Raw genomic sequence first — 19,744 nt, forward strand, 5'->3', positions numbered from 1 at the left:
TCAGAAAATCGTTGACCGAAAAGTCAGACATGACTAGATTCGGCGCAAAGCGGTTAACAACAATAATGAGTCTGCGAGGCCTTCCGTGATCCAGTTTTTAATCAACCAGGAGCTCCGTAGCGAGCATGACCTGGACCCGAACCTGACTGTGCTCAACTACCTGCGTGAGCACCTGGGCAAATCCGGAACCAAGGAAGGCTGCGCCAGCGGCGACTGTGGTGCCTGCACCGTGGTAGTCGGCGAGCTGCATACCGACGAGCAAGGTGCCGAGCAGATTCGCTATCGCAGCCTCAATTCGTGCCTGACGTTTGTCTCATCCCTGCACGGCAAACAACTGATCACCGTGGAAGACCTCAAGCACCAGGGCCAACTGCACAGCGTGCAACAGGCCATGGTCGAGTGCCATGGTTCCCAATGCGGTTTCTGCACCCCCGGTTTTGTAATGTCGCTGTTCGCCCTGCAAAAAAACAGCGACGCCCCCGACAGCGCCAAGGCCCACGAAGCCCTGGCCGGCAACCTGTGCCGCTGCACCGGCTACCGGCCGATCCTGGCCGCTGCCGAGCAAGCCTGCTGCAACAAGCCCCAGGACCAGTTCGACAGCCGCGAGGCGCAGACCATCGCCCGCCTCAAGGCCATCGCGCCGACGCAAACCGGCGAACTGAACAGCGGCGACAAACGCTGCCTGGTGCCCCTGACCGTCGCCGACCTGGCCGACCTCTACGACGCCTACCCCCAAGCCCGGCTGCTGGCCGGCGGTACCGACCTGGCGCTGGAGGTCACCCAGTTCCACCGCGTGCTGCCGGTGATGATCTACGTCGGCAACATTGAAGCCATGAAGCGCATCGAGACCTTTGACGACCGCCTGGAAATCGGCGCCGCTACCGCCCTCTCCGACTGCTACAGCGCGCTGCACCACGAGTACCCGGACTTCGGCGACCTGCTGCACCGCTTCGCCTCCTTGCAAATCCGCAACCAGGGCACCCTCGGCGGCAATATCGGCAACGCCTCGCCCATCGGTGACTCACCGCCGCTGCTGATCGCCCTCGGCGCGCAGATCGTGCTGTGCAAGGGCAACGTGCGCCGCACCCTGGCCCTGGAAGACTACTTTATCGACTACCGCGTCACTGCCCGTCAGGACAGTGAGTTCATCGAGAAGATCATCGTGCCCAAGGGCCACGCGCTGTTTCGCGCCTACAAGGTTTCCAAGCGCCTGGACGATGACATCTCGGCAGTCTGCGCGGCCTTCAATCTGAAGATCGACAATGGGGTGATCAGCGATGCCCGCGTCGCCTTCGGTGGTATGGCCGCCACCCCCAAACGCGCACAACACTGCGAGGCCCTGCTGATCGGCGCCACCTGGAACAGCGCCACCGTGGAGAAAGCCTGTGCGGCCCTGGCCGAGGATTTCACCCCGCTGTCGGACTTCCGTGCGAGCAAGGAATACCGCCTGCTCAGCGCCCAGAACCTGCTGCGCAAATACTTCATCGAACTGCAAACGCCGCACATCGAGACTCGGGTGACCGCTTATGTCTAACCATCACGCCGTGGTAAAAACCCAAGCCGAAATGGCCGCGCAGTTTGCCCAGGACCTGACGTCCGGGGTCGGGCGTAGCGTCAAGCATGACAGCGCCGCCAAGCATGTGTCGGGCGAAGCGCAGTACATTGATGATCGCCTGGAATTCCCCAACCAGTTGCACCTGTATGCGCGCATGTCCGACCGCGCCCACGCCCGAATCCTCAGTATCGACACCGCACCCTGCTACGCCTTTGACGGTGTGCGCATTGTCATCACCCACGAAGACGTACCGGGCCTGAAAGACATCGGCCCGCTGATGCCCGGCGACCCGTTGCTGGCCATCGACACCGTGCAGTTCGTCGGCCAGGTAGTCCTGGCCGTCGCCGCCCGCGACCTGGAAACCGCACGCAAGGCGGCCATGGCCGCGGTGATCGAATACGAAGACCTGGAGCCGGTGCTGGATGTGGTCGAGGCCTTCCGCAATAAACATTTCGTGCTGGACAGCCACACCCACCAGCGCGGTGATTCGGCGAACGCCCTGGCGAGCGCGAAAAACCGTATCCAGGGCACCCTGCATATCGGCGGCCAGGAACACTTCTACCTGGAGACCCAGATCTCCTCGGTGATGCCCACCGAAGACGGCGGCATGATCGTCTACTGCTCCACCCAGAACCCCACCGAAGTGCAGAAACTGGTGGCCGAAGTACTGGACGTGTCGATGAACAAAATCGTGGTGGATATGCGCCGCATGGGCGGTGGTTTTGGCGGCAAGGAAACCCAGGCCGCCAGCCCGGCATGCCTGTGCGCAGTGGTGGCGCGCCTGACCGGCCAGCCGACCAAGATGCGCCTGCCACGGGTCGAAGACATGCTGATGACCGGCAAGCGCCACCCGTTCTACATCGAATACGACGTGGGCTTCGACGACAACGGCCGCCTGCACGGGTTCAATCTGGACCTGGCGGGTAACTGCGGCTGCTCGCCGGACCTGTCGAACTCGATTGTCGACCGGGCGATGTTCCACTCTGACAACGCGTATTACCTGGGCGATGCCACCGTCAACGGTCATCGCTGCAAGACCAACACCGCCTCCAACACCGCCTACCGTGGTTTCGGCGGCCCGCAAGGCATGGTCGCCATCGAGGAAGTGATGGACGCCATCGCCCGCCATCTGGCCCTGGACCCGCTGGCCGTGCGCAAGGCCAACTACTATGGCAAGACCGAGCGCAACGTCACCCACTACTACCAGACCGTCGAGCACAACATGCTCGAAGAAATGACCGCCGAGCTTGAGGCCAGCAGCCAGTACGCCGAACGCCGCGAAGCGATCCGCCTGTACAACGCCCACAGCCCGATCCTGAAAAAGGGCCTGGCGCTGACGCCGGTGAAGTTCGGTATTTCGTTTACCGCCAGCTTCCTCAACCAGGCCGGCGCGTTGATCCATATCTACACCGACGGCAGCATCCACTTGAACCATGGCGGCACCGAGATGGGCCAGGGCCTGAACATTAAGGTCGCGCAAGTGGTGGCCGAGATCTTCCAGGTGGAAATCGACCGGGTGCAGATCACCGCGACCAACACCGACAAGGTGCCCAACACCTCGCCGACCGCCGCCTCCAGCGGCGCCGACCTGAACGGCAAGGCCGCGCAGAACGCCGCCGAAACCATCAAGCAACGCCTGGTGGAGTTCGCTGCGCGCAAGTACGACGTCAGCGAGGCGGATGTGGAATTCCACAACGGCCATGTGCGGGTGCGTGAGCTGATCCTGACGTTCGAGGAGCTGATCCAGCAGGCGTATTTCGCCCAGGTGTCGCTGTCGAGTACCGGCTTCTACAAGACCCCGAAAATTTTCTACGACCGCAGCCAGGCGCGGGGCCGGCCGTTCTACTACTTCGCCTTCGGCGCGGCCTGCTGCGAAGTGATCGTCGACACCCTGACCGGCGAGTACAAGATGCTGCGCACCGACATCCTCCACGACGTGGGCGCCTCGCTGAACCCGGCCATCGACATTGGCCAGGTCGAAGGCGGCTTTATCCAGGGCATGGGCTGGCTGACCATGGAAGAGCTGGTGTGGAACAACAAGGGCAAGCTGATGACCAATGGCCCGGCCAGCTACAAGATTCCGGCCGTGGCGGACATGCCCCTGGATTTGCGGGTCAAACTGGTAGAAAACCGCAAGAACCCGGAGGACACGGTGTTCCATTCCAAGGCCGTGGGCGAACCGCCATTTATGCTCGGGATTGCTTCGTGGTGCGCGATCAAGGATGCGGTGGCGAGCCTGGGTGACTATCGCCATCAACCGAAGATTGATGCGCCGGCGACCCCGGAGCGGGTGTTGTGGGGCTGTGAGCAGATGCGTCAATTGCAGGCGGCGACGGTGGTTGAGGCTGAGACCGAGATGGCTTCGCTCTAGACCGAGGTGCTGCCATCGCGGGCAAGCCCGCTCCCACATTTGGAATGCATTCCCTTGTGGGAGCGGGCTGGCCCGCGATGACGGCCTGACTGACAACAGCAATGTTGAGGTAGACATGAACAACTGGATCAGCGCCCTCGCCGACCTGCAACACCAGGGTGAACCCTGCGTGCTGGTGACCATTATCGAAGAGCTCGGCTCCACGCCGCGCAATGCCGGTTCGAAGATGGTAGTCAGCGCCGCGCAAACCTTCGACACCATCGGCGGCGGCCACCTGGAATACAAGGCCATGCAGATCGCCCGCGACATGCTCGCCAGCGGTCAGCACAACACCCATCTGGAGCGCTTCAGCCTCGGTGCCAGCCTCGGCCAGTGCTGTGGCGGCGTCACCGTGCTGCTGTTCGAACCCATGGGCCAGGTGCAGGCGCAGATTGCCGTGTTCGGCGCCGGCCATGTCGGTCGCGCCCTGGTGCCGCTGCTGGCCAGCCTGCCGTGCCGGGTGCGCTGGATCGACTCGCGGGAACAGGAATTCCCGGAGCATATCCCCCAGGGCGTGCGTAAAATCGTCAGCGAAGAGCCGGTCGATGAAATTGCCGACCTGCCTGCGGGCAGTTACTGCATCGTCATGACCCATAATCACCCACTGGATCTGGAACTGACCGCCGCCCTGCTCAAGCGCAATGACTTTGCCTACTTCGGCCTGATCGGCTCGCAGACCAAACGCGTCAAGTTTGAACACCGCCTGCGTGAGCGCGGCTTCGAGGCTGCGCAGTTGCAACGCATGCGCTGCCCCATGGGCCTCACCGAGGTGAAGGGCAAATTGCCGGTGGAAATCGCCATCTCCATCGCCGGCGAGATCATCGCCACCTATAACGCCAACTTCGGCCAGCACACCGCGAGCGCCGAACCCATTGCCAAACTGCTGCCGGTATCTCGCCGCAGCCAAGCTATGAATTGAGACGACCATGCCTTTGACTCGTAAAGCCTACCGTGCCGCCATTCTGCACAGCCTCGCCGACCCCGCCATCGTCGGGATTGACGCCTCCTATGAGTATTTCGAGGACGGCCTGCTGGTGATCGACAACGGCCAGATCAGCGCCCTCGGGCATGCCAGCGAATTGCTGCCGACGCTGGCGGCCGATATCGAAATCACCCATTACCAGGACGCGCTGATCACCCCCGGCCTGATCGACACTCATATCCACCTGCCGCAAACCGGCATGGTCGGGGCCTACGGCGAACAACTGCTGGATTGGCTCAACACCTACACCTTCCCTTGTGAAAGCCAGTTCGCCGATAAAGCCCACGCCGAAGAAGTGGCGGATATCTTTATCAAGGAACTGCTGCGCAATGGCACCACCACCGCCCTGGTGTTCGGCAGCGTGCACCCGCAATCGGTGAACTCATTTTTTGAGGCCGCCGAGAAGCTCGACCTGCGCATGATCGCCGGCAAGGTGATGATGGACCGCAATGCGCCGGACTACCTGACCGACACCGCCGAATCCGGCTACCAGGAGAGCAAGGCACTGATCGAGCGCTGGCACGGCAAAGGCCGTTTGCACTACGCCGTTACGCCGCGCTTCGCGCCTACCAGCACACCGGAACAGTTGACCCTCGCCGGGCAGTTGCTGGGGGAATACCCGGACCTGTACATGCAGACGCACATCAGTGAAAACCTGCAGGAAGTGCAATGGGTCAAGGAGCTGTTCCCGGAGCGCAGCGGCTACCTGGACGTGTACGACCACTACAAGCTGCTGGGGGAACGTTCGGTATTCGCCCATGGCGTACACCTGTGCGACGACGAATGCGCGCGCCTGGCCGAAGCCGGTTCAGCGGTCGCGTTCTGCCCGACATCGAACTTCTTCCTCGGCAGCGGCTTGTTCAACCTGCCGATGGCCGAGAAGCACCAGCTCAATGTGGGCCTGGGCACGGATGTGGGGGGCGGTACCAGTTTCTCGCTGCTGCAGACGCTGAACGAGGCCTACAAGGTCATGCAATTGCAGGGCGCACGTCTGAGCCCGTTCAAATCGCTGTACCTGGCGACCCTGGGCGGCGCCAAAGCGCTGCGCCTGGAAGACAAGATCGGCACCCTGCAGCCGGGCACCGATGCCGACTTCCTGGTACTGGACTACAACGCCACGCCACTGCTCAGCTATCGCTTGAAGCAGGCCAAGGACATTGCCGAGACGTTGTTTGTGTTGATGACGCTGGGGGATGATCGGGCGGTGATGCAGACGTATGCAGCCGGCCAACTGGTGCATCAACGCTGATTTTGAAGGGCACCACAAACCAATGCGGGAGCGGGCTTGCTCGCGAAGACGTCGGTCCATGACCCACTGCTTTCGCGAGCAAGCCCGCTCCCACAGGGGATCTGCGCTTGACTGACTGGCATTAAGGCAAGCCAGCTCCCACAGTTTGATCGGGGTTTACAGTTTTATAGAGGAGCGACCCGGCTTCTTGGTCTGCAGCAAATGTGAGAACACCGCATGCAGATCATCCGACGCACTTTCCTCATCGAGGTTGAGCTTGCTGTCGATGTGATCCATGTGGTGCATCATCAGGTTCACCGCCAACCCCACATCCCGAGCCTCGATGGCATCGATCAACTGGGTGTGCTCGTCATAGGAACAGTGTGAGCGGTTGCCGCTTTCATACTGGGCGATGATCAGCGAGGTCTGGGACACCAGGCTGCGCTGGAAGCTGATCAGCGGGGCATTTTTTGCCGCTTCGGCCAGTTTCAGGTGGAACTCGCCAGAGAGCCGGATACCCGCGCCGCGATCGCCACGGGAGAAGCTGTCGCGCTCGTCATTGACCATCTGCCGCAGTTCGGCCAGCTCTTCGGTCGAGGCATGCTGCACCGCCAATTCGGTGATCGCCCGCTCGACCAGGCGCCGGGCCAGGAACACCTGGCGGGCTTCCTCGACACTTGGGCTGGCCACCACCGCACCCCGATTGGGGCGCAACAACACCACGCCTTCATGGGCCAGGCGCGACAGTGCGCGACGGATGATGGTGCGGCTGACGCCAAAGATCTCGCCCAGTGCTTCTTCACTCAATTTGGTACCGGGTGCCAGGCGTTGCTCGAGGATGGCCTCGAAGATATGCGCGTAGACGATATCGTCCTGGGTTCCACTGCGACCGGCCTTACCGGCTCGCGGCTGTTTCTTGAGGGGCTGCAACTGTTCGTTCATGGGCACTCGGGTCGGGAGAACGGCGGCGAATTGACGTTGACTGTAATAAGAGTACAGCGGTCGCTGGCAAGTATCGCGTAAAAACAGCGCACATTGTACACAACCCGTTGCGCCAACACACTGTACGGCTGTTTGCGCCACCGGCTGTATTGCAACAGTCAGTTACGTTTGAGTTTAGGCTTGATTCCACGATTTCCCAGGTACAAGGAACACCGCCCCATGACCGATGCGACCCAGGCACCGCTGCGCCCACTGGCCGACACTTCGCCTTCGGCCATTGTCGCCGGCTTTATCGCCATGATGACCGGCTACACCAGCTCCCTGGTGCTGATGTTCCAGGCCGGCCAGGCTGCCGGCCTGACCACCGGGCAAATTTCCTCGTGGATCTGGGCGATTTCCATCGGCATGGCGGTGTGCAGCATCGGCTTGTCCCTGCGCTACCGCACGCCCATCACCATTGCCTGGTCGACCCCCGGCGCGGCGCTGTTGATTACCAGCCTGGGCGGGGTCAGCTACGGCGAGGCCATCGGTGCCTACATCACCTGCGCGGTACTGGTGACGATCTGTGGCCTCACCGGCAGCTTTGAAAAACTGGTGAAGAAAATCCCTGCCTCACTGGCCGCCGCGCTGCTGGCCGGGATCCTGTTCAAGATCGGCAGCGAGATTTTCGTCGCCGCGCAGCACCGCACCGCCCTGGTGCTGGGCATGTTCTTTACCTACCTGATCATCAAGCGCCTGTCGCCTCGATATGCCGTGCTGGCGGCGCTGCTGATCGGTACTGCCTTGTCCGGGTTGATGGGGCTCCTGGACTTCAGCGGGTTCAGCCTGGAAGTGGCGACGCCGGTGTGGACCACGCCGCACTTTTCCCTGGCGGCGACCATCAGCATCGGCATTCCGTTGTTTGTGGTGGCGATGACCTCGCAGAACATGCCCGGGGTCGCGGTATTGCGCGCCGATGGCTACGACGTGCCCGCCTCACCGCTGATCACCGCCACCGGCCTGGCCTCACTGGTGCTCGCGCCGTTTGGCTCCCACGGCATCAACCTGGCCGCCATCAGCGCGGCCATCTGCACCGGCCCCCATGCCCATGAGGACCGCAACAAGCGCTACACCGCCGCCGTGTGGTGCGGGATTTTCTACGGGGTTGCCGGGGTATTTGGCGCGACCTTGGCGGCGTTGTTCGCCGCATTGCCCAAGGAGTTGGTGCTGTCGATTGCCGCATTGGCGTTGTTCGGCTCGATCATCAATGGCCTGAGCATTGCCATGAATGAGCCCAAGGAACGGGAAGCAGCACTGATCACCTTTATGGTCACGGCGTCGGGGTTGACGCTGTTTTCCATCGGTTCGGCATTCTGGGGGATTGTGGCGGGGGTGTTGACGCTGGTGATTCTGAACTGGCGCAAGGCCTGAATTTAATACCTTGAAACGAAAAAGCGACCCGGGCGGGTCGCTTTTTCATGACATCAGACAGCCGGGTTAACCGGTGTCTCTGGATGCCAGGCGTCCAGCAGTTCGCTGACTTCAACGCGGGTCAGCTCTGGGCGAGCCTTGAGCCACGCTTCAACCGCTGCACGCTGTTCTTCGTTGACCGAACCACGGGTGGCTTTGCAGACCAGACCGAAGTCATCGCCGCCCACGTAGTCCAGGCCATTGCCATCCATCGCTTCGGTCAGGAAGGCGTCGAGGAAAGCGTCAACCGCTTCGTCGTCCAAACCTTCTTTGAAATCCAGGTTCAGTTCGAAACCCAGCTCTTGAAATTCATCAACGCACAGTTTTTTGCGCAGACGCCGGGAACGGTTAGTCGCCATTGGAACAATCCTCTTAAGTATTAACGGCCGGCACTCTACCAGTTTAAGGCGCGAATTGCCCGGCAATCCAAGACGGGTGGCACGATAGCGCGAAAAAAATCCATCATTTGCAGCTATGGTTGAGGCACAAGTAGCCCCACCTTGGGGCATAATGCCGACACTTTCATGACCACTGGGGGATTTTCTTACATAGCCCCCGCTATATTCACCCTCCTCTGCAGTAGGGTCTTACTTCTTATGATCAAATCCTTGCGTCCATTATTACTCGCCAGTTTCCTTTTGCCCCTGGCGCTCTCGGTCACCGCCGCCCCGATCAATACCACCCTGCCACCCAAAGTCCAGGAAGCCTTGAAGAAAGCCAAACTGCAGAACAATGCCCTGTCCCTGGTAATGATTCCGCTCAATGGCCCCGGCAGCGCCACGGTGTTCAACGCTGACGTGTCGGTCAACCCGGCGTCGACCATGAAACTGGTCACCACCTACGCGGCCCTGGAAATGCTCGGCCCCAACCATCAGTGGAAAACCGAGTTCTACACCGACGGCACCCTCAGTGGCGGCATCCTGCGGGGCAACCTGTACCTCAAGGGCGGCGGCGATCCCAAGCTGAACATGGAAAAGCTCTGGCTGCTGATGCGCGACCTGCGCGCCAATGGTGTACAGCAAGTCACCGGCGACCTGGTGCTGGACCGCGGCTTCTTTATCCAGCCCCAACTGCCGGAGTTCAACGACGACGGCAACGATGCCAACAAGCCGTTCCTGGTCAAGCCGGACGCCCTGCTGGTCAACCTCAAGGCCCTGCGCTTTGTGACCCGCAATGATTCGGGAAAGGTGTTGGTCTCGGTGGAACCGCCGATTGCCAGCATCCAGATCGACAATCAGGTCAAGGCCAGCAACGCCAAGCAGTGCACCGGTGATGTGCGCTACAACCCGGTCACCGCCGCCGACGGCAGTGTCACCGTGACCGTCAGCGGCCAGTTGGGCGATGGCTGCAGCTCGCAGACGTATCTGTCGCTGCTCGACCATGCCACCTACACCGCCGGCGCCGTGCGCGCGATCTGGAAAGAGTTGGGCGGCACGATCCAGGGCCGCGATGTGCTGGCCCCGGTGCCGAAAACCGCCAAGGTCCTGGCCCGGACGTTCTCCCCGGACTTGGCCGAGATCATCCGCGACATCAATAAATACAGTAACAACACCATGGCCCAGCAGCTGTTCCTCAGCCTCGGCGCGCAATACCGCACCGATGCCGACGGCGACGACGCCAGGGCAGCACAGCGCGTGATCCGCCAGTGGCTGGCGAAAAAAGGCATCACGGCTCCGCACTTGGTAATGGAGAACGGTTCCGGCCTGTCCCGTGCCGAACGGGTCAGCGCCCGGGAAATGGCGACTATGCTGCAGGCCGCCTGGAGAAGCCCGTATGCGGCCGAGTTCATCAGCTCGATGCCGATTGCCGGCAGTGACGGCACCATGCGCAAGCGCCTGAGAACCACAGCCCTGCGCGGCGAAGCCCACGTCAAGACCGGCACCCTGAACACAGTACGTGCGATTGCCGGCTTCAGCCGTGACAACAATGGCAATACCTGGGCGGTGGTGGCGATTCTCAACGATCCGAAGCCGTGGGGTGCATCGTCGGTGCTGGACCAGGTGCTGCTGGATCTGTATCGCCAGCCGAAGCTGGCGGCGGCTGCGCCGGGCCTATAGAGCGGTTGGCTTACCAACCTTTTGCAACCACTGCGGACTAAATGTGGGAGCGGGCTTGCTCGCGATGACGGTGTGTCAGTCAATACATCTGGCGACTGATACACCGTCATCGCGAGCAAGCCCGCTCCCACATTAGGTATACGGTGCTCAGGCAGGCAACCGCTGCGCCTCGACCCGATCCCTGCCCGCCTGCTTGGCCGCATACACCGCCGAATCCGCGCGCAGCAACAAGCCATCCACGCCCTCATCGACCCGCCAACTGGCTACGCCAAAACTCGCCGTCACCGTGCCGACGCCGTCCATTGGCGTACTGCGCAGCACTTCCCACAACTCAACGGCCAGGCTGTAGGCCTGGACACCATCGGTATTGGGACACAGCACCATGAATTCCTCGCCGCCGAGGCGGCAGAACACATCGCTGCGGCGCAGGCGCAGGCTGATACGCCGGCACAGCTCCTGCAGCACACCATCCCCCGCCGCGTGCCCATGCTGGTCATTGATGCGCTTGAAGTGATCAATATCCAGCATGATCACCGCCAGCGACCCCGACGTACGCCGCACCCGACTCATCTCGGCCTTCAGCCGATCCTGGAAGTAGCGACGGTTATGGATACCCGTCAACGAATCGGTGATGGACAGTGCCCGCAACTCTTCTTCCACCCGCTTGAGATCGGAGATATCCGACACATAGCCATGCCATAGCGTACCGCCACCGGGTAACTCTTCCGGCGTCGCCTCGCCACGGATCCAACGCAGGCCCCGGCCCGGCAGTTGTACCCGATATTCTTCGCGCCAGTGACTCAACTGCAGCGCGGACAGGCGGATAGAGGCGCGGATGCGCTCTGCGTCCTGGGGATGAATACGCTCGAAGACTTGCTTGGCATCCTGTTGCAGCAACCCCGGGTCGATTTCGTAGATATCGCGAATACCATCGCTGGCGTAGATAAACCGCCAGTTGTCATTGGGTTCGAGGGTGAACTGGAAGATCCCGCCCGGCACGTGGGCACTGAGTTTTTTCAGCAAACGATCCCGCGCCGCCAGGGCCTCATACGCGCGTTTCTGCTCGGTGACATCCAGGCAGATCGCCAGGTGCCCGATCCACAAGCCATGCTCGTCAAGCAATGCCGTGGCCAGCATATTCACGGTCAACTGGCTGCCGTCCTGGCGCACCAACGTCCACTCCCGGGCCTCATGCAGGCTGTCGCTGCCCTCCACCAGCATCGCCTGGCCGGGCATGATCCGTTTGCCCAGCGCCTGGCTCAACTGCACCGCACGGGCTTCCAGTTCGGGCGCCAGGTGCAGGCTTTCGAGGGTCATGTGACCGAGCACCTGGTCGGCCTGATAACCCAGCATCTTCTCGGCGCCGGCATTGAACGTGCTGATCACGCCCCGCAAGTCCGTGGCAATGATCGCCACCTGGGTCGCGGCGTTGAGCACGCTGCGCAACTGGCCATGGGCACCACGCAACTCATACTCGCGCTGGTGCAATTGCCCCGTACGCTGCTGCACCAGCCTCAGCGCCCGCTGCCGCTGGCTGACCAGCACGTAGAGCAAGGCACTGAGCAACAGGCTGAGCAAGCTGCCCATGGCCAGGATACTGCTCGTCGAAGAGTGATTGGCCTGCACGAACACCTGGCTGGGACGCAGGCTCAAGGCGTAGACATGATCGCCCAGGGTCAGCCGGCGGATCGACTCCAGGCTGCTATCGCCCACGGGATTGTCCGATTCATACAGCAGCTGCTGTTGAGTATCGGAGGTGTCGACAATCTGCATCACCAGGTTATCCCGCGCGGGCTTGGGCAAACCGTCGGCTACCAATTGGCGCATGCTGATCACCGCCATGACGAAACCGTAGGGTTCGTTGTAGGGCATTTGCGCGGTGGGCGGCCGAGTGACCGGTGCTACCAGCAACACGCCCATGGTATACGCCGGCTCCACCCCCACCAGCGACATCGGTTGGGATACGGCAATGGTTGCGGAACGGTACGCCCGCTCGATCGTCGAACGGCGCAACGGCTGGGCCAGCAGGTCAAACCCCAAGGGCGAGCCGAGGATGCTCTGGGTCTGGCTGTACAACACCGGCACGTACTCGTCACGCTCCTGCGCCGGTACCAGCGCCCCGGCTTCATTCAACTCACGAATGGAGAAAGGCGCGCCACGCTGGCGTGATACCTGTTGTTCGAACGCCCGGCGCTCATCACGCGCTACCCGAGGCGCCCAGGCATAGGCACGGGCGCGCAACAGCAACGGCTGGGCGAACCCATCGAAATCTTCGCGGGAAACATCATGGGAGTTGACGAAAAAACGCTGCAGGCTGCCCAGGCGCTGCTCCTGGTCTTCGAAACGCTCTTCCAGGCGGCTATAGCGCTCGTTGACCAATAACTGGAAACGCTGGCGGACCTGCTGGTGATGCCGATCGGCCGTGGTCAGCGCCAGCACGGCGGTGAGCGCCACCCCCACCAGCAAGACCACCAATGCCACCAGCCAAGCGGATGCCTGCTCACTGATAAATCCCAGTATTTTCGGGCGGACGGCTTGCAACGGCATAGGCAAAACTCGAAACACCAGCGTGCAGGAGCGCTACTTCGGCTAAGAGGTTAGTTATAACCATCGAGCCCTCTTTTGACCAGCGTAAAAAAGCCGCGAGCCCGGAAAAATCCAGGCTTGCGGCTTCAAGGTCGATCAGCGTGCGGTGATTTTCCAGGCACGATGGATTTTCGGGTTACGGGCAAAATCCGGATCAATGGTTTTATCGCTGATTTCCTCGACGGCATAGCGCTCGCCCAGGTTGTCTTCCAACTGGAACTTGCGGAAGTTGTTGGAGAAATACAGCACCCCGCCCGGCGCCAGGCGGGCCATGGCCAGGTCGAGCAATTGCACGTGATCACGCTGGACGTCGAACACACCTTCCATGCGCTTGGAGTTGGAGAAGGTCGGCGGGTCGATGAAGATCAGATCGAACTCATCACGGCTGGCTTCCAGCCATGCCATCACATCGCCCTGCTCCAGGCGGTTCTTGTCGGAGAAGCCATTGAGGGACAGGTTGCGGCGCGCCCAGTCCAGATAGGTTTTCGACAGGTCGACGCTGGTGGTGCTGCGCGCGCCGCCCTTGGCCGCGTGCACGCTGGCGGTGGCGGTGTAGCAATACAGGTTGAGGAAGCGCTTGCCGGCTGCTTCCTTCTGGATGCGCATGCGCATCGGGCGGTGGTCGAGAAACAGACCGGTGTCCAGGTAGTCAGTGAGGTTGACCAGCAGCTTCACCCCGCCTTCGCTGACTTCGGTGAACTTGCCCTGGGCGCTCTGGCGCTCGTACTGCTTGGTGCCGCTCTGACGCTCGCGGCGCTTGACCACCACACGGCTCTTGTCGATGTTCAGCGCCTGGGGAATGGCGGCCAGGGCATCGAACATGCGCGCCGAGGCTTTTTCCGGGTCGATGGACTTCGGTGCCACGTATTCCTGGACGTGCACCCAATCGTGGTACAGGTCGATGGCCATGGAGTATTCCGGCATATCGGCATCGTACACGCGGTAGCAATCGACACCCTCGCGCTTGGCCCACTTGCCCAGCAGCTTGAGGTTCTTTTGCAGGCGGTTGGCAAACATCTGCCCGCCTTCGCTCAAGCGCGCCTGCTCAACCACTGGCGCCGGTGCAGGCGCAGGTTTGATCGGGTTACCGTTCTTGTTGTATTGGCGCTCTTGCGGCTCGGTCGGGGCCTGGTCGTAAGCGGCTTGCTCACGTTCGGCCTGGCGCTGCTCCGGGGTGCGGCGCTCGCCGGTGACGAACTGGTCCGGGTTGACCTTGATCAGCAGCAGCTTGCACGGCAACGCGCCGTTCCAGAACGAATACTGCTTGTGGCTACGAATGCCCATGCGCTTGCCCAGGTCCGGGGCGCCGGTGAACACCGCCGCCTCCCAGCCCATGCACGCCTGGCGCAGACGCTCACCGAGATTCTGGTAGAGGTACAACAGGCTGGCTTCGTCACCCAGGCGCTCGCCATACGGCGGGTTGCAGATCACCAGGCCTTTCTGGTTCTGGTCCGGACGCGGCTCGAAGGTGCCAACTTCGCCCTGGTAAATCTTGATCCAGTGGCTCAGGCCGGCACGCTCGATGTTGTTGCGCGCAGGCTGGATCAGACGCGGATCGGCTTCGTAACCGCGGATCCACAGTGGCGGCTTGTTCATGCCGATGGCCGCACGCTCGCTGGCCTCGGTGTGGAGTTTTTTCCACAGGGCCGGCACGTGGCCGAGCCAGGCGGTGAAGCCCCACTGCTCGCGATTAAGGTTGGGGGCCATGTCGGCGGCGATCATCGCGCCTTCCACCAGGAAGGTACCGACGCCGCACATCGGGTCAGTCAACGCGCCGTTTTCAGCAGCAATGCGCGGCCAGCCGGCACGAATCAAAATTGCCGCCGCGAGGTTTTCCTTCAACGGTGCCGCGCCCTGCTGCAGGCGGTAACCGCGCTGGTGCAGGCTGTGGCCGGACAGGTCGAGGGAGAGGATCGCTTCGCCACGGTCCAGGCGCAGGTGAATGCGCAGGTCGGGGTTGATCTTGTCGATGGACGGGCGTTCGCCGGTCGGGGTGCGCAGCTTGTCGACAATCGCATCCTTGACCTTCAGCGCGCCGAAGTGGGTGTTGTCGATGCCCGAACCGTGGCCGCTGAACTCCACCGCCAGGGTGCCGTCAGGGACCATATGGTCTTGCCATTCGATATCCAGCACCCCGTGGTACAGGTCTTCGGCATCCTTCATCGGGAAGCGCTTGAGCACCAGCAGTACACGGTTGGCCAGACGCGACCAGAGGCACAGGCGGTAGGCGGTTTCCATGTCGGCCATGCCGCGCACAGCCGAGGTGTGCTCGCGGGCGTCTTCAAGGCCAAGCCCGACGGCTTCCTCGATCAGCAGGCCTTCGAGGCCCTTGGGGCAAGTGAGGAAGAGTTCGTAACGGTCCGACATGGGGATTCCAGGCTTTTCAGCAATAAGTGAACGGGCGACGCATCGCGCGTTCGGTTTTCAATCAAGCGCTTTTCTTGAAGAGCGCTCGCGTGGCACGAATGTGTGCCGTTCCACCCCGGTGTCCAGACCTGCAGGGCCTTGATTGCCGGGGCAGAGAGATAATTTGTGCAACAAAAGGAAATATTCTGACCCTTCGTCGAATAATAACCGACTGCAAGCGGCGGGTATTCTCACTAAAGGATTAAACCCATCCTCTATACAGGGCACATCATAGCTGGCTTTGCCCAATAAATGGGGCGAAAAGCCATCCCAGCTTATGGCTATAGCATCGTTATCGTTACGTGCTTATGACAAAACGATCATTGAAACCATGTGACCTATTGGTTAGAACTCAACACAGGTTAGCGCCACAACGACGCTGACACAGAGGCTCGCCACGCCGGCAGCGAGCCACACCAACGGCAGAAAAACTCTGCCCGGCCTCGGACGAGGCCGAAGGATATCAAGACAGTCAACAAGTGAGGGAAACACCCTATGAGAAGACTTAAGCGTGATCCGTTGGAAAGAGCATTTTTACGCGGATATCAGTATGGCGTTCATGGCAAATCCCGTGAGCTTTGCCCATTTACTCTACCGTCAGTACGCCAAGCCTGGATTAACGGCTGGCGCGAAGGACGCGGCGACAACTGGGACGGTATGACCGGCACTGCGGGGATCCACAGACTCAACGAACTTCACGCCGTCGGCTAATCAGGGCACTTAATTCCGACAACCACCTTGAAGAATGTAACAACTTAACCACGCACGCCCCATCCGGGCGGCGGGCTTCGGCCCAGGGGCTCCTTCGAGGAGCCCTTTTTTATGGGCTTGAAACGCCTGCGCAGCAGCAGCTTCAGGGCTGCTTTGCAGTCCCACGCGGGGCAAGCCCGCTCGCCGCAATGGCGTCCACCGATTGGCGAATCAACGCTGGGCCCTTGTAGATAAACCCGGAATACAACTGCACCAGGCTGGCACCCGCGGCGATTTTCTCGGCGGCGTGCTTGCCTTCGGTGATACCGCCCACGGCGATGATCGGCAAACGCCCGGCCAACTCGGCCGCCAGCACCTTGACGATATGGGTGCTCTGGTCACGCACCGGCGCGCCGGAAAGCCCACCCGCCTCGTCACCGAAAGCCAGGCCTTCAACGCCCGCACGGCTGAGGGTGGTGTTGGTGGCAATCACCGCATCCATCCCCGCATCCACCAGGGCCTGGGCCACCAGCACGGTTTCTTCGTCGTTCATGTCCGGGGCGATCTTGATCGCCAAGGGCACGCGCTTGCCATGGCGTACCGCCAGGTCTTCCTGGCGCTGGCGCAGGGCTTCGAGCAGTTGCTTGAGCGAGTCGCCAAACTGCAGGCTGCGCAGGCCCGGGGTGTTGGGCGAGCTGACGTTGACGGTCACATAGCTGGCGTGGGCGTAGACCTTGTCCAGGCAGAGCAGGTAGTCATCTACCGCACGTTCCACCGGGGTGTCGAAATTCTTGCCGATATTGATCCCGAGGATGCCCTTGTACTTGGCGGCCTGGACCCGCGCCAGCAGGTGATCGACGCCCAGGTTGTTGAACCCCATGCGATTGATGATCGCCTCGGCCTCCGGCAGGCGGAAAATGCGCGGCTTGGGATTGCCCGGCTGCGGACGCGGCGTGACGGTGCCGATCTCGACAAAACCGAAGCCCAACTGCGCAAAGCCGTCGATGGCAGCACCGTTCTTGTCCAGGCCAGCTGCCAGGCCCACCGGGTTGGGGAAATCGAGCCCCATCACCGAGACCGGCATCTTTGCCGGCGCCTTGCACACCAGGCCATTGAGCCCCAGGCGGCCACCCGCGCCGATCAGGTCCAGGGACAGATCGTGGGAAGTTTCCGGGGAGAGTTTGAACAACAGCTGGCGGGCCAGGGTATACATGGGCGGGCTTGACTCGGATGGCGGCGAAAGGTGGCGGCGATTATAGCCGGGGTGGCGGGTACGTGCGAGGCATGGCACACCGCCGGTCGATCATCCGTTTCGATGCTGCATCAACTCTTCGTAGCGCGCCCAGATCTTCTGCGCATAACGCAGGCGCAGCGCATCACGCTCGCCCCCTGCCCCAGGCCCGACGTTGTAGGCGCCCACGGCGGTCCAGTTGTAACCAAACTGCTTGATGAAGTCGGCCAGAATCGACGCCCCCACCTCCACCGACAGGCACGGCTCATCCAACAGACGCTGCTCGGTAATCCCCTGCTTGAGCAGGCGCGGCAGATGAATGCTGTTGATCTGCATCAGGCCGATGTCACGGCTGCCATTGTTATTGCTGTAGTTCATGGCCTCGGCGCGATAGCCCGACTCCACGGCGGCAATGGCTTGCAGTAACTCCGGCTCGATATCGTATTGGCGGGCGGCCTCGGCCCAACAATAAGCCCCGGCCTCACTCGCCTTGCCCAGGGTAAGTAACAGCAGCCCCAGCCTGCAGGCTCGTTTCATGCCTGCTCGACAGCCGCTTCGGCGTACCAGCCACAGGCCGGGCAAGCACGCCGTGGAGCACCCGCACCTTGCGCTGCCTGGCCAGGCCGCTCGAGCACCCTTACCCGGCCATTGAAGCGATAACCGCGGCCATACACTGTCGCGATCAACCGCCTGTCGCCCTCCAATTGCTTGCGCAATGAGTAGATACAACGGGTCAGGGACTCTTCGGCGATGTCGATATGGGGCCAGACCTGCTCCAGCAGGTAGTCCTTGGTCACCAATACGCCGGGCGTGGCCAGCAACAAGCGCAACACATGACATTCCTTGGGGGGTAACTGAATGTCGCGACCTTCGGCGGTCAGCCGGCCATCACCCTGCAACTTCCAATGACCAAAGGCGAGGGAGCCCCTGACCAAGCCCTCAACTGCAGCAACCATGCAAACCTCTGTTCCTGTCTGACATACGCGGCGCCTTGAATATTGATATCGCACCGCCTGGAGATATCGCGACTATAGAAACCCGCAGCCAATTGCACGTTAGGAAAAAACCCTGTGCTTCGAAGTTTTCCGGGAGTGTTTCGTAGGAACTTTCGAGGTCAACAGCCCCCGTTCGCCATAGGTAATGCCTGCTTTCATTGCTCGGCGATGCGAGCAAATGCACGCCGGACGCGCTCGTATTGATCAGAGCTCAGGGGGGTCGAAACAGAGCCCATCACGGGAGCCGTGGGTGTATCCAATTCAGCCACCAGTTCTTTGATAAACCGCAACTGCTGCGCGCTTCCCTTGATCAACAGGCTGTTGACCTGTGGGTAGGCGATTACCGCTGCGCCAGTGCCGGCCTTGCGCCCAAGCTCGGCAAGCCGACGCTCGACCAGCGTTGCCATGCCGGGCACGGTGATTTTTTGCGGCCCCATGTCGTACTGGTGGTCTGCCACGTCATGATTCAGCACCTGCACGACACCGACTTCCGGTAACGCCTGGCGCCGTGCCGGGCGTTGGCGGTCCATCAGTTGGGCCAGGCGCAATACGTGATCAACATAATTGGCGGGCCCGGACACATAAAACAATCGCGCACCGGCCTTGCGCAGCGGGTAGCGCGCCTCGTCGAGCCCCGCGCGCCGCATGACCACACGCAATCTGTCGACGCTCATGTGCCGCAGAATCACCCCGGAACTCTTGGCCTCGCTGGCGTCGTAGAGATGTAGCACCTGGCCGTCGCTGTACCAGATCAATTCGTGCTGCAACGCTACCGTCTCGAGGACCGCTTGCGCGTCGGCAAAATCAAATTGCCCGGTGATGCGCTTGCCCGCCGCCCGCTTGCTGACCACGATGGGCTGCCCCAAGGGCACCGCAAGCCGGGCGAAGAAGCCCGAAAGGCTTTCATCCAACGCCAGGTAGGTCGCGCCCATGGCTGGCAGGGCAGCGAGCATCAACAGCCCGCCCAGCAGCCAGCGCTGCAAAAAGGCAGCGCAGGTCGCTGCGATAGATTGATCAAGAAGCACGCGGGGTTTCCTGAAGGGTGTTGCCCGAAGGAGCGCCATAGTGAAAGGCCCGCGCAATGCAATCTTGATGAAAACCTGATCAACCACGGAACGCCCTGCGCCGTGGCATGTGCCTTGCTTTGTCTTGTGTATCGCGGCCCGCACCAACGACGGAACGGGCTCAAGCACAAAGGCGTCGTTACCTGCAG

15 protein-coding genes are annotated in these 19,744 nt (G+C 61.5%); 7 read left to right on the forward strand and 8 right to left on the reverse strand.

The window, feature by feature from the left end:
- Positions 1-85 precede the first annotated feature (85 nt).
- From xdhA to guaD, 4 genes are all read left to right on the forward strand, one after another.
- Positions 86-1,534, forward strand: a complete 1,449-nt coding sequence (gene xdhA / locus K1X80_RS20590; RefSeq protein WP_057960331.1) for a xanthine dehydrogenase small subunit — start codon at positions 86-88, stop codon at positions 1,532-1,534.
- Positions 1,527-3,926: a xanthine dehydrogenase molybdopterin binding subunit gene (xdhB, locus tag K1X80_RS20595; protein ID WP_220172491.1), complete on the forward strand. Its 2,400-nt coding sequence runs from the start codon at positions 1,527-1,529 to the stop codon at positions 3,924-3,926. Before xdhA ends, xdhB begins: the two co-directional genes overlap by 8 nt.
- A gap of 115 nt (positions 3,927-4,041) precedes the next feature.
- The gene (gene xdhC / locus K1X80_RS20600) at positions 4,042-4,884 is read left to right on the forward strand and encodes a xanthine dehydrogenase accessory protein XdhC (protein ID WP_057960333.1); all 843 of its coding nucleotides are present in this window, start codon (positions 4,042-4,044) and stop codon (positions 4,882-4,884) included.
- Positions 4,885-4,891: 7 nt separating this feature from the next.
- Positions 4,892-6,196, forward strand: coding sequence for a guanine deaminase (gene guaD / locus K1X80_RS20605; RefSeq protein WP_057439512.1), 1,305 nt, complete (start codon positions 4,892-4,894; stop codon positions 6,194-6,196).
- 156 nt (positions 6,197-6,352) lie between these two features.
- Here guaD and K1X80_RS20610 read toward each other — a convergent pair whose 3' ends face one another.
- The gene (locus tag K1X80_RS20610) at positions 6,353-7,117 is read right to left on the reverse strand and encodes a GntR family transcriptional regulator (RefSeq protein WP_057439513.1); all 765 of its coding nucleotides are present in this window, start codon (positions 7,115-7,117) and stop codon (positions 6,353-6,355) included.
- A gap of 219 nt (positions 7,118-7,336) precedes the next feature.
- Between K1X80_RS20610 and K1X80_RS20615 the strand changes: the two genes are divergently transcribed.
- Positions 7,337-8,527: a benzoate/H(+) symporter BenE family transporter gene (locus K1X80_RS20615; protein ID WP_057439514.1), complete on the forward strand. Its 1,191-nt coding sequence runs from the start codon at positions 7,337-7,339 to the stop codon at positions 8,525-8,527.
- 53 nt (positions 8,528-8,580) lie between these two features.
- On the opposite strand, the gene K1X80_RS20620 is transcribed toward K1X80_RS20615, so the two are convergent.
- Positions 8,581-8,925: a YggL family protein gene (locus K1X80_RS20620; RefSeq protein ID WP_038442289.1), complete on the reverse strand. Its 345-nt coding sequence runs from the start codon at positions 8,923-8,925 to the stop codon at positions 8,581-8,583.
- A 237-nt stretch (positions 8,926-9,162) separates the two neighbouring features.
- Here K1X80_RS20620 and dacB point away from each other — a divergent pair, with 237 nt between their 5' ends.
- Positions 9,163-10,623, forward strand: coding sequence for a D-alanyl-D-alanine carboxypeptidase/D-alanyl-D-alanine-endopeptidase (gene dacB / locus K1X80_RS20625; protein ID WP_216312428.1), 1,461 nt, complete (start codon positions 9,163-9,165; stop codon positions 10,621-10,623).
- Positions 10,624-10,770: 147 nt separating this feature from the next.
- Here dacB and K1X80_RS20630 read toward each other — a convergent pair whose 3' ends face one another.
- Positions 10,771-13,170 carry a GGDEF domain-containing protein gene (locus K1X80_RS20630; protein WP_220172492.1) on the reverse strand — a complete coding sequence of 800 codons (2,400 nt, stop codon included), beginning with the start codon at positions 13,168-13,170 and terminating at the stop codon, positions 10,771-10,773.
- 135 nt (positions 13,171-13,305) lie between these two features.
- The gene (gene rlmKL / locus K1X80_RS20635) at positions 13,306-15,576 is read right to left on the reverse strand and encodes a bifunctional 23S rRNA (guanine(2069)-N(7))-methyltransferase RlmK/23S rRNA (guanine(2445)-N(2))-methyltransferase RlmL (RefSeq protein WP_057439518.1); all 2,271 of its coding nucleotides are present in this window, start codon (positions 15,574-15,576) and stop codon (positions 13,306-13,308) included.
- Between the two features lie 534 nt (positions 15,577-16,110).
- Between rlmKL and rmf the strand changes: the two genes are divergently transcribed.
- Complete coding sequence (rmf, locus tag K1X80_RS20640) at positions 16,111-16,326, forward strand: ribosome modulation factor (RefSeq protein ID WP_002553055.1); 216 nt, start codon at positions 16,111-16,113, stop codon at positions 16,324-16,326.
- A gap of 142 nt (positions 16,327-16,468) precedes the next feature.
- Here the strand turns inward: rmf and K1X80_RS20645 are convergent, their stop codons facing one another.
- From K1X80_RS20645 to K1X80_RS20660, 4 genes are all read right to left on the reverse strand, one after another.
- Positions 16,469-17,518: a quinone-dependent dihydroorotate dehydrogenase gene (locus K1X80_RS20645; protein WP_057960337.1), complete on the reverse strand. Its 1,050-nt coding sequence runs from the start codon at positions 17,516-17,518 to the stop codon at positions 16,469-16,471.
- 90 nt (positions 17,519-17,608) lie between these two features.
- Positions 17,609-18,073 carry a transglycosylase SLT domain-containing protein gene (locus K1X80_RS20650; protein ID WP_128592856.1) on the reverse strand — a complete coding sequence of 155 codons (465 nt, stop codon included), beginning with the start codon at positions 18,071-18,073 and terminating at the stop codon, positions 17,609-17,611.
- On the reverse strand, positions 18,070-18,492 hold the full coding sequence (locus K1X80_RS20655) for a winged helix-turn-helix domain-containing protein (RefSeq protein WP_081044293.1): 423 nt from the start codon (positions 18,490-18,492) through the stop codon (positions 18,070-18,072). The genes K1X80_RS20650 and K1X80_RS20655 overlap by 4 nt, the downstream gene beginning before the upstream one ends.
- Positions 18,493-18,686: 194 nt before the next feature.
- On the reverse strand, positions 18,687-19,556 hold the full coding sequence (locus K1X80_RS20660) for a secretin N-terminal domain-containing protein (protein ID WP_057960338.1): 870 nt from the start codon (positions 19,554-19,556) through the stop codon (positions 18,687-18,689).
- Between the last annotated feature and the right edge of the window lie 188 nt (positions 19,557-19,744).

It is taken from the genome of Pseudomonas sp. So3.2b, from assembly GCF_019464415.1.
Taxonomy (GTDB): Bacteria; Pseudomonadota; Gammaproteobacteria; order Pseudomonadales; family Pseudomonadaceae; genus Aquipseudomonas; species Aquipseudomonas shahriarae.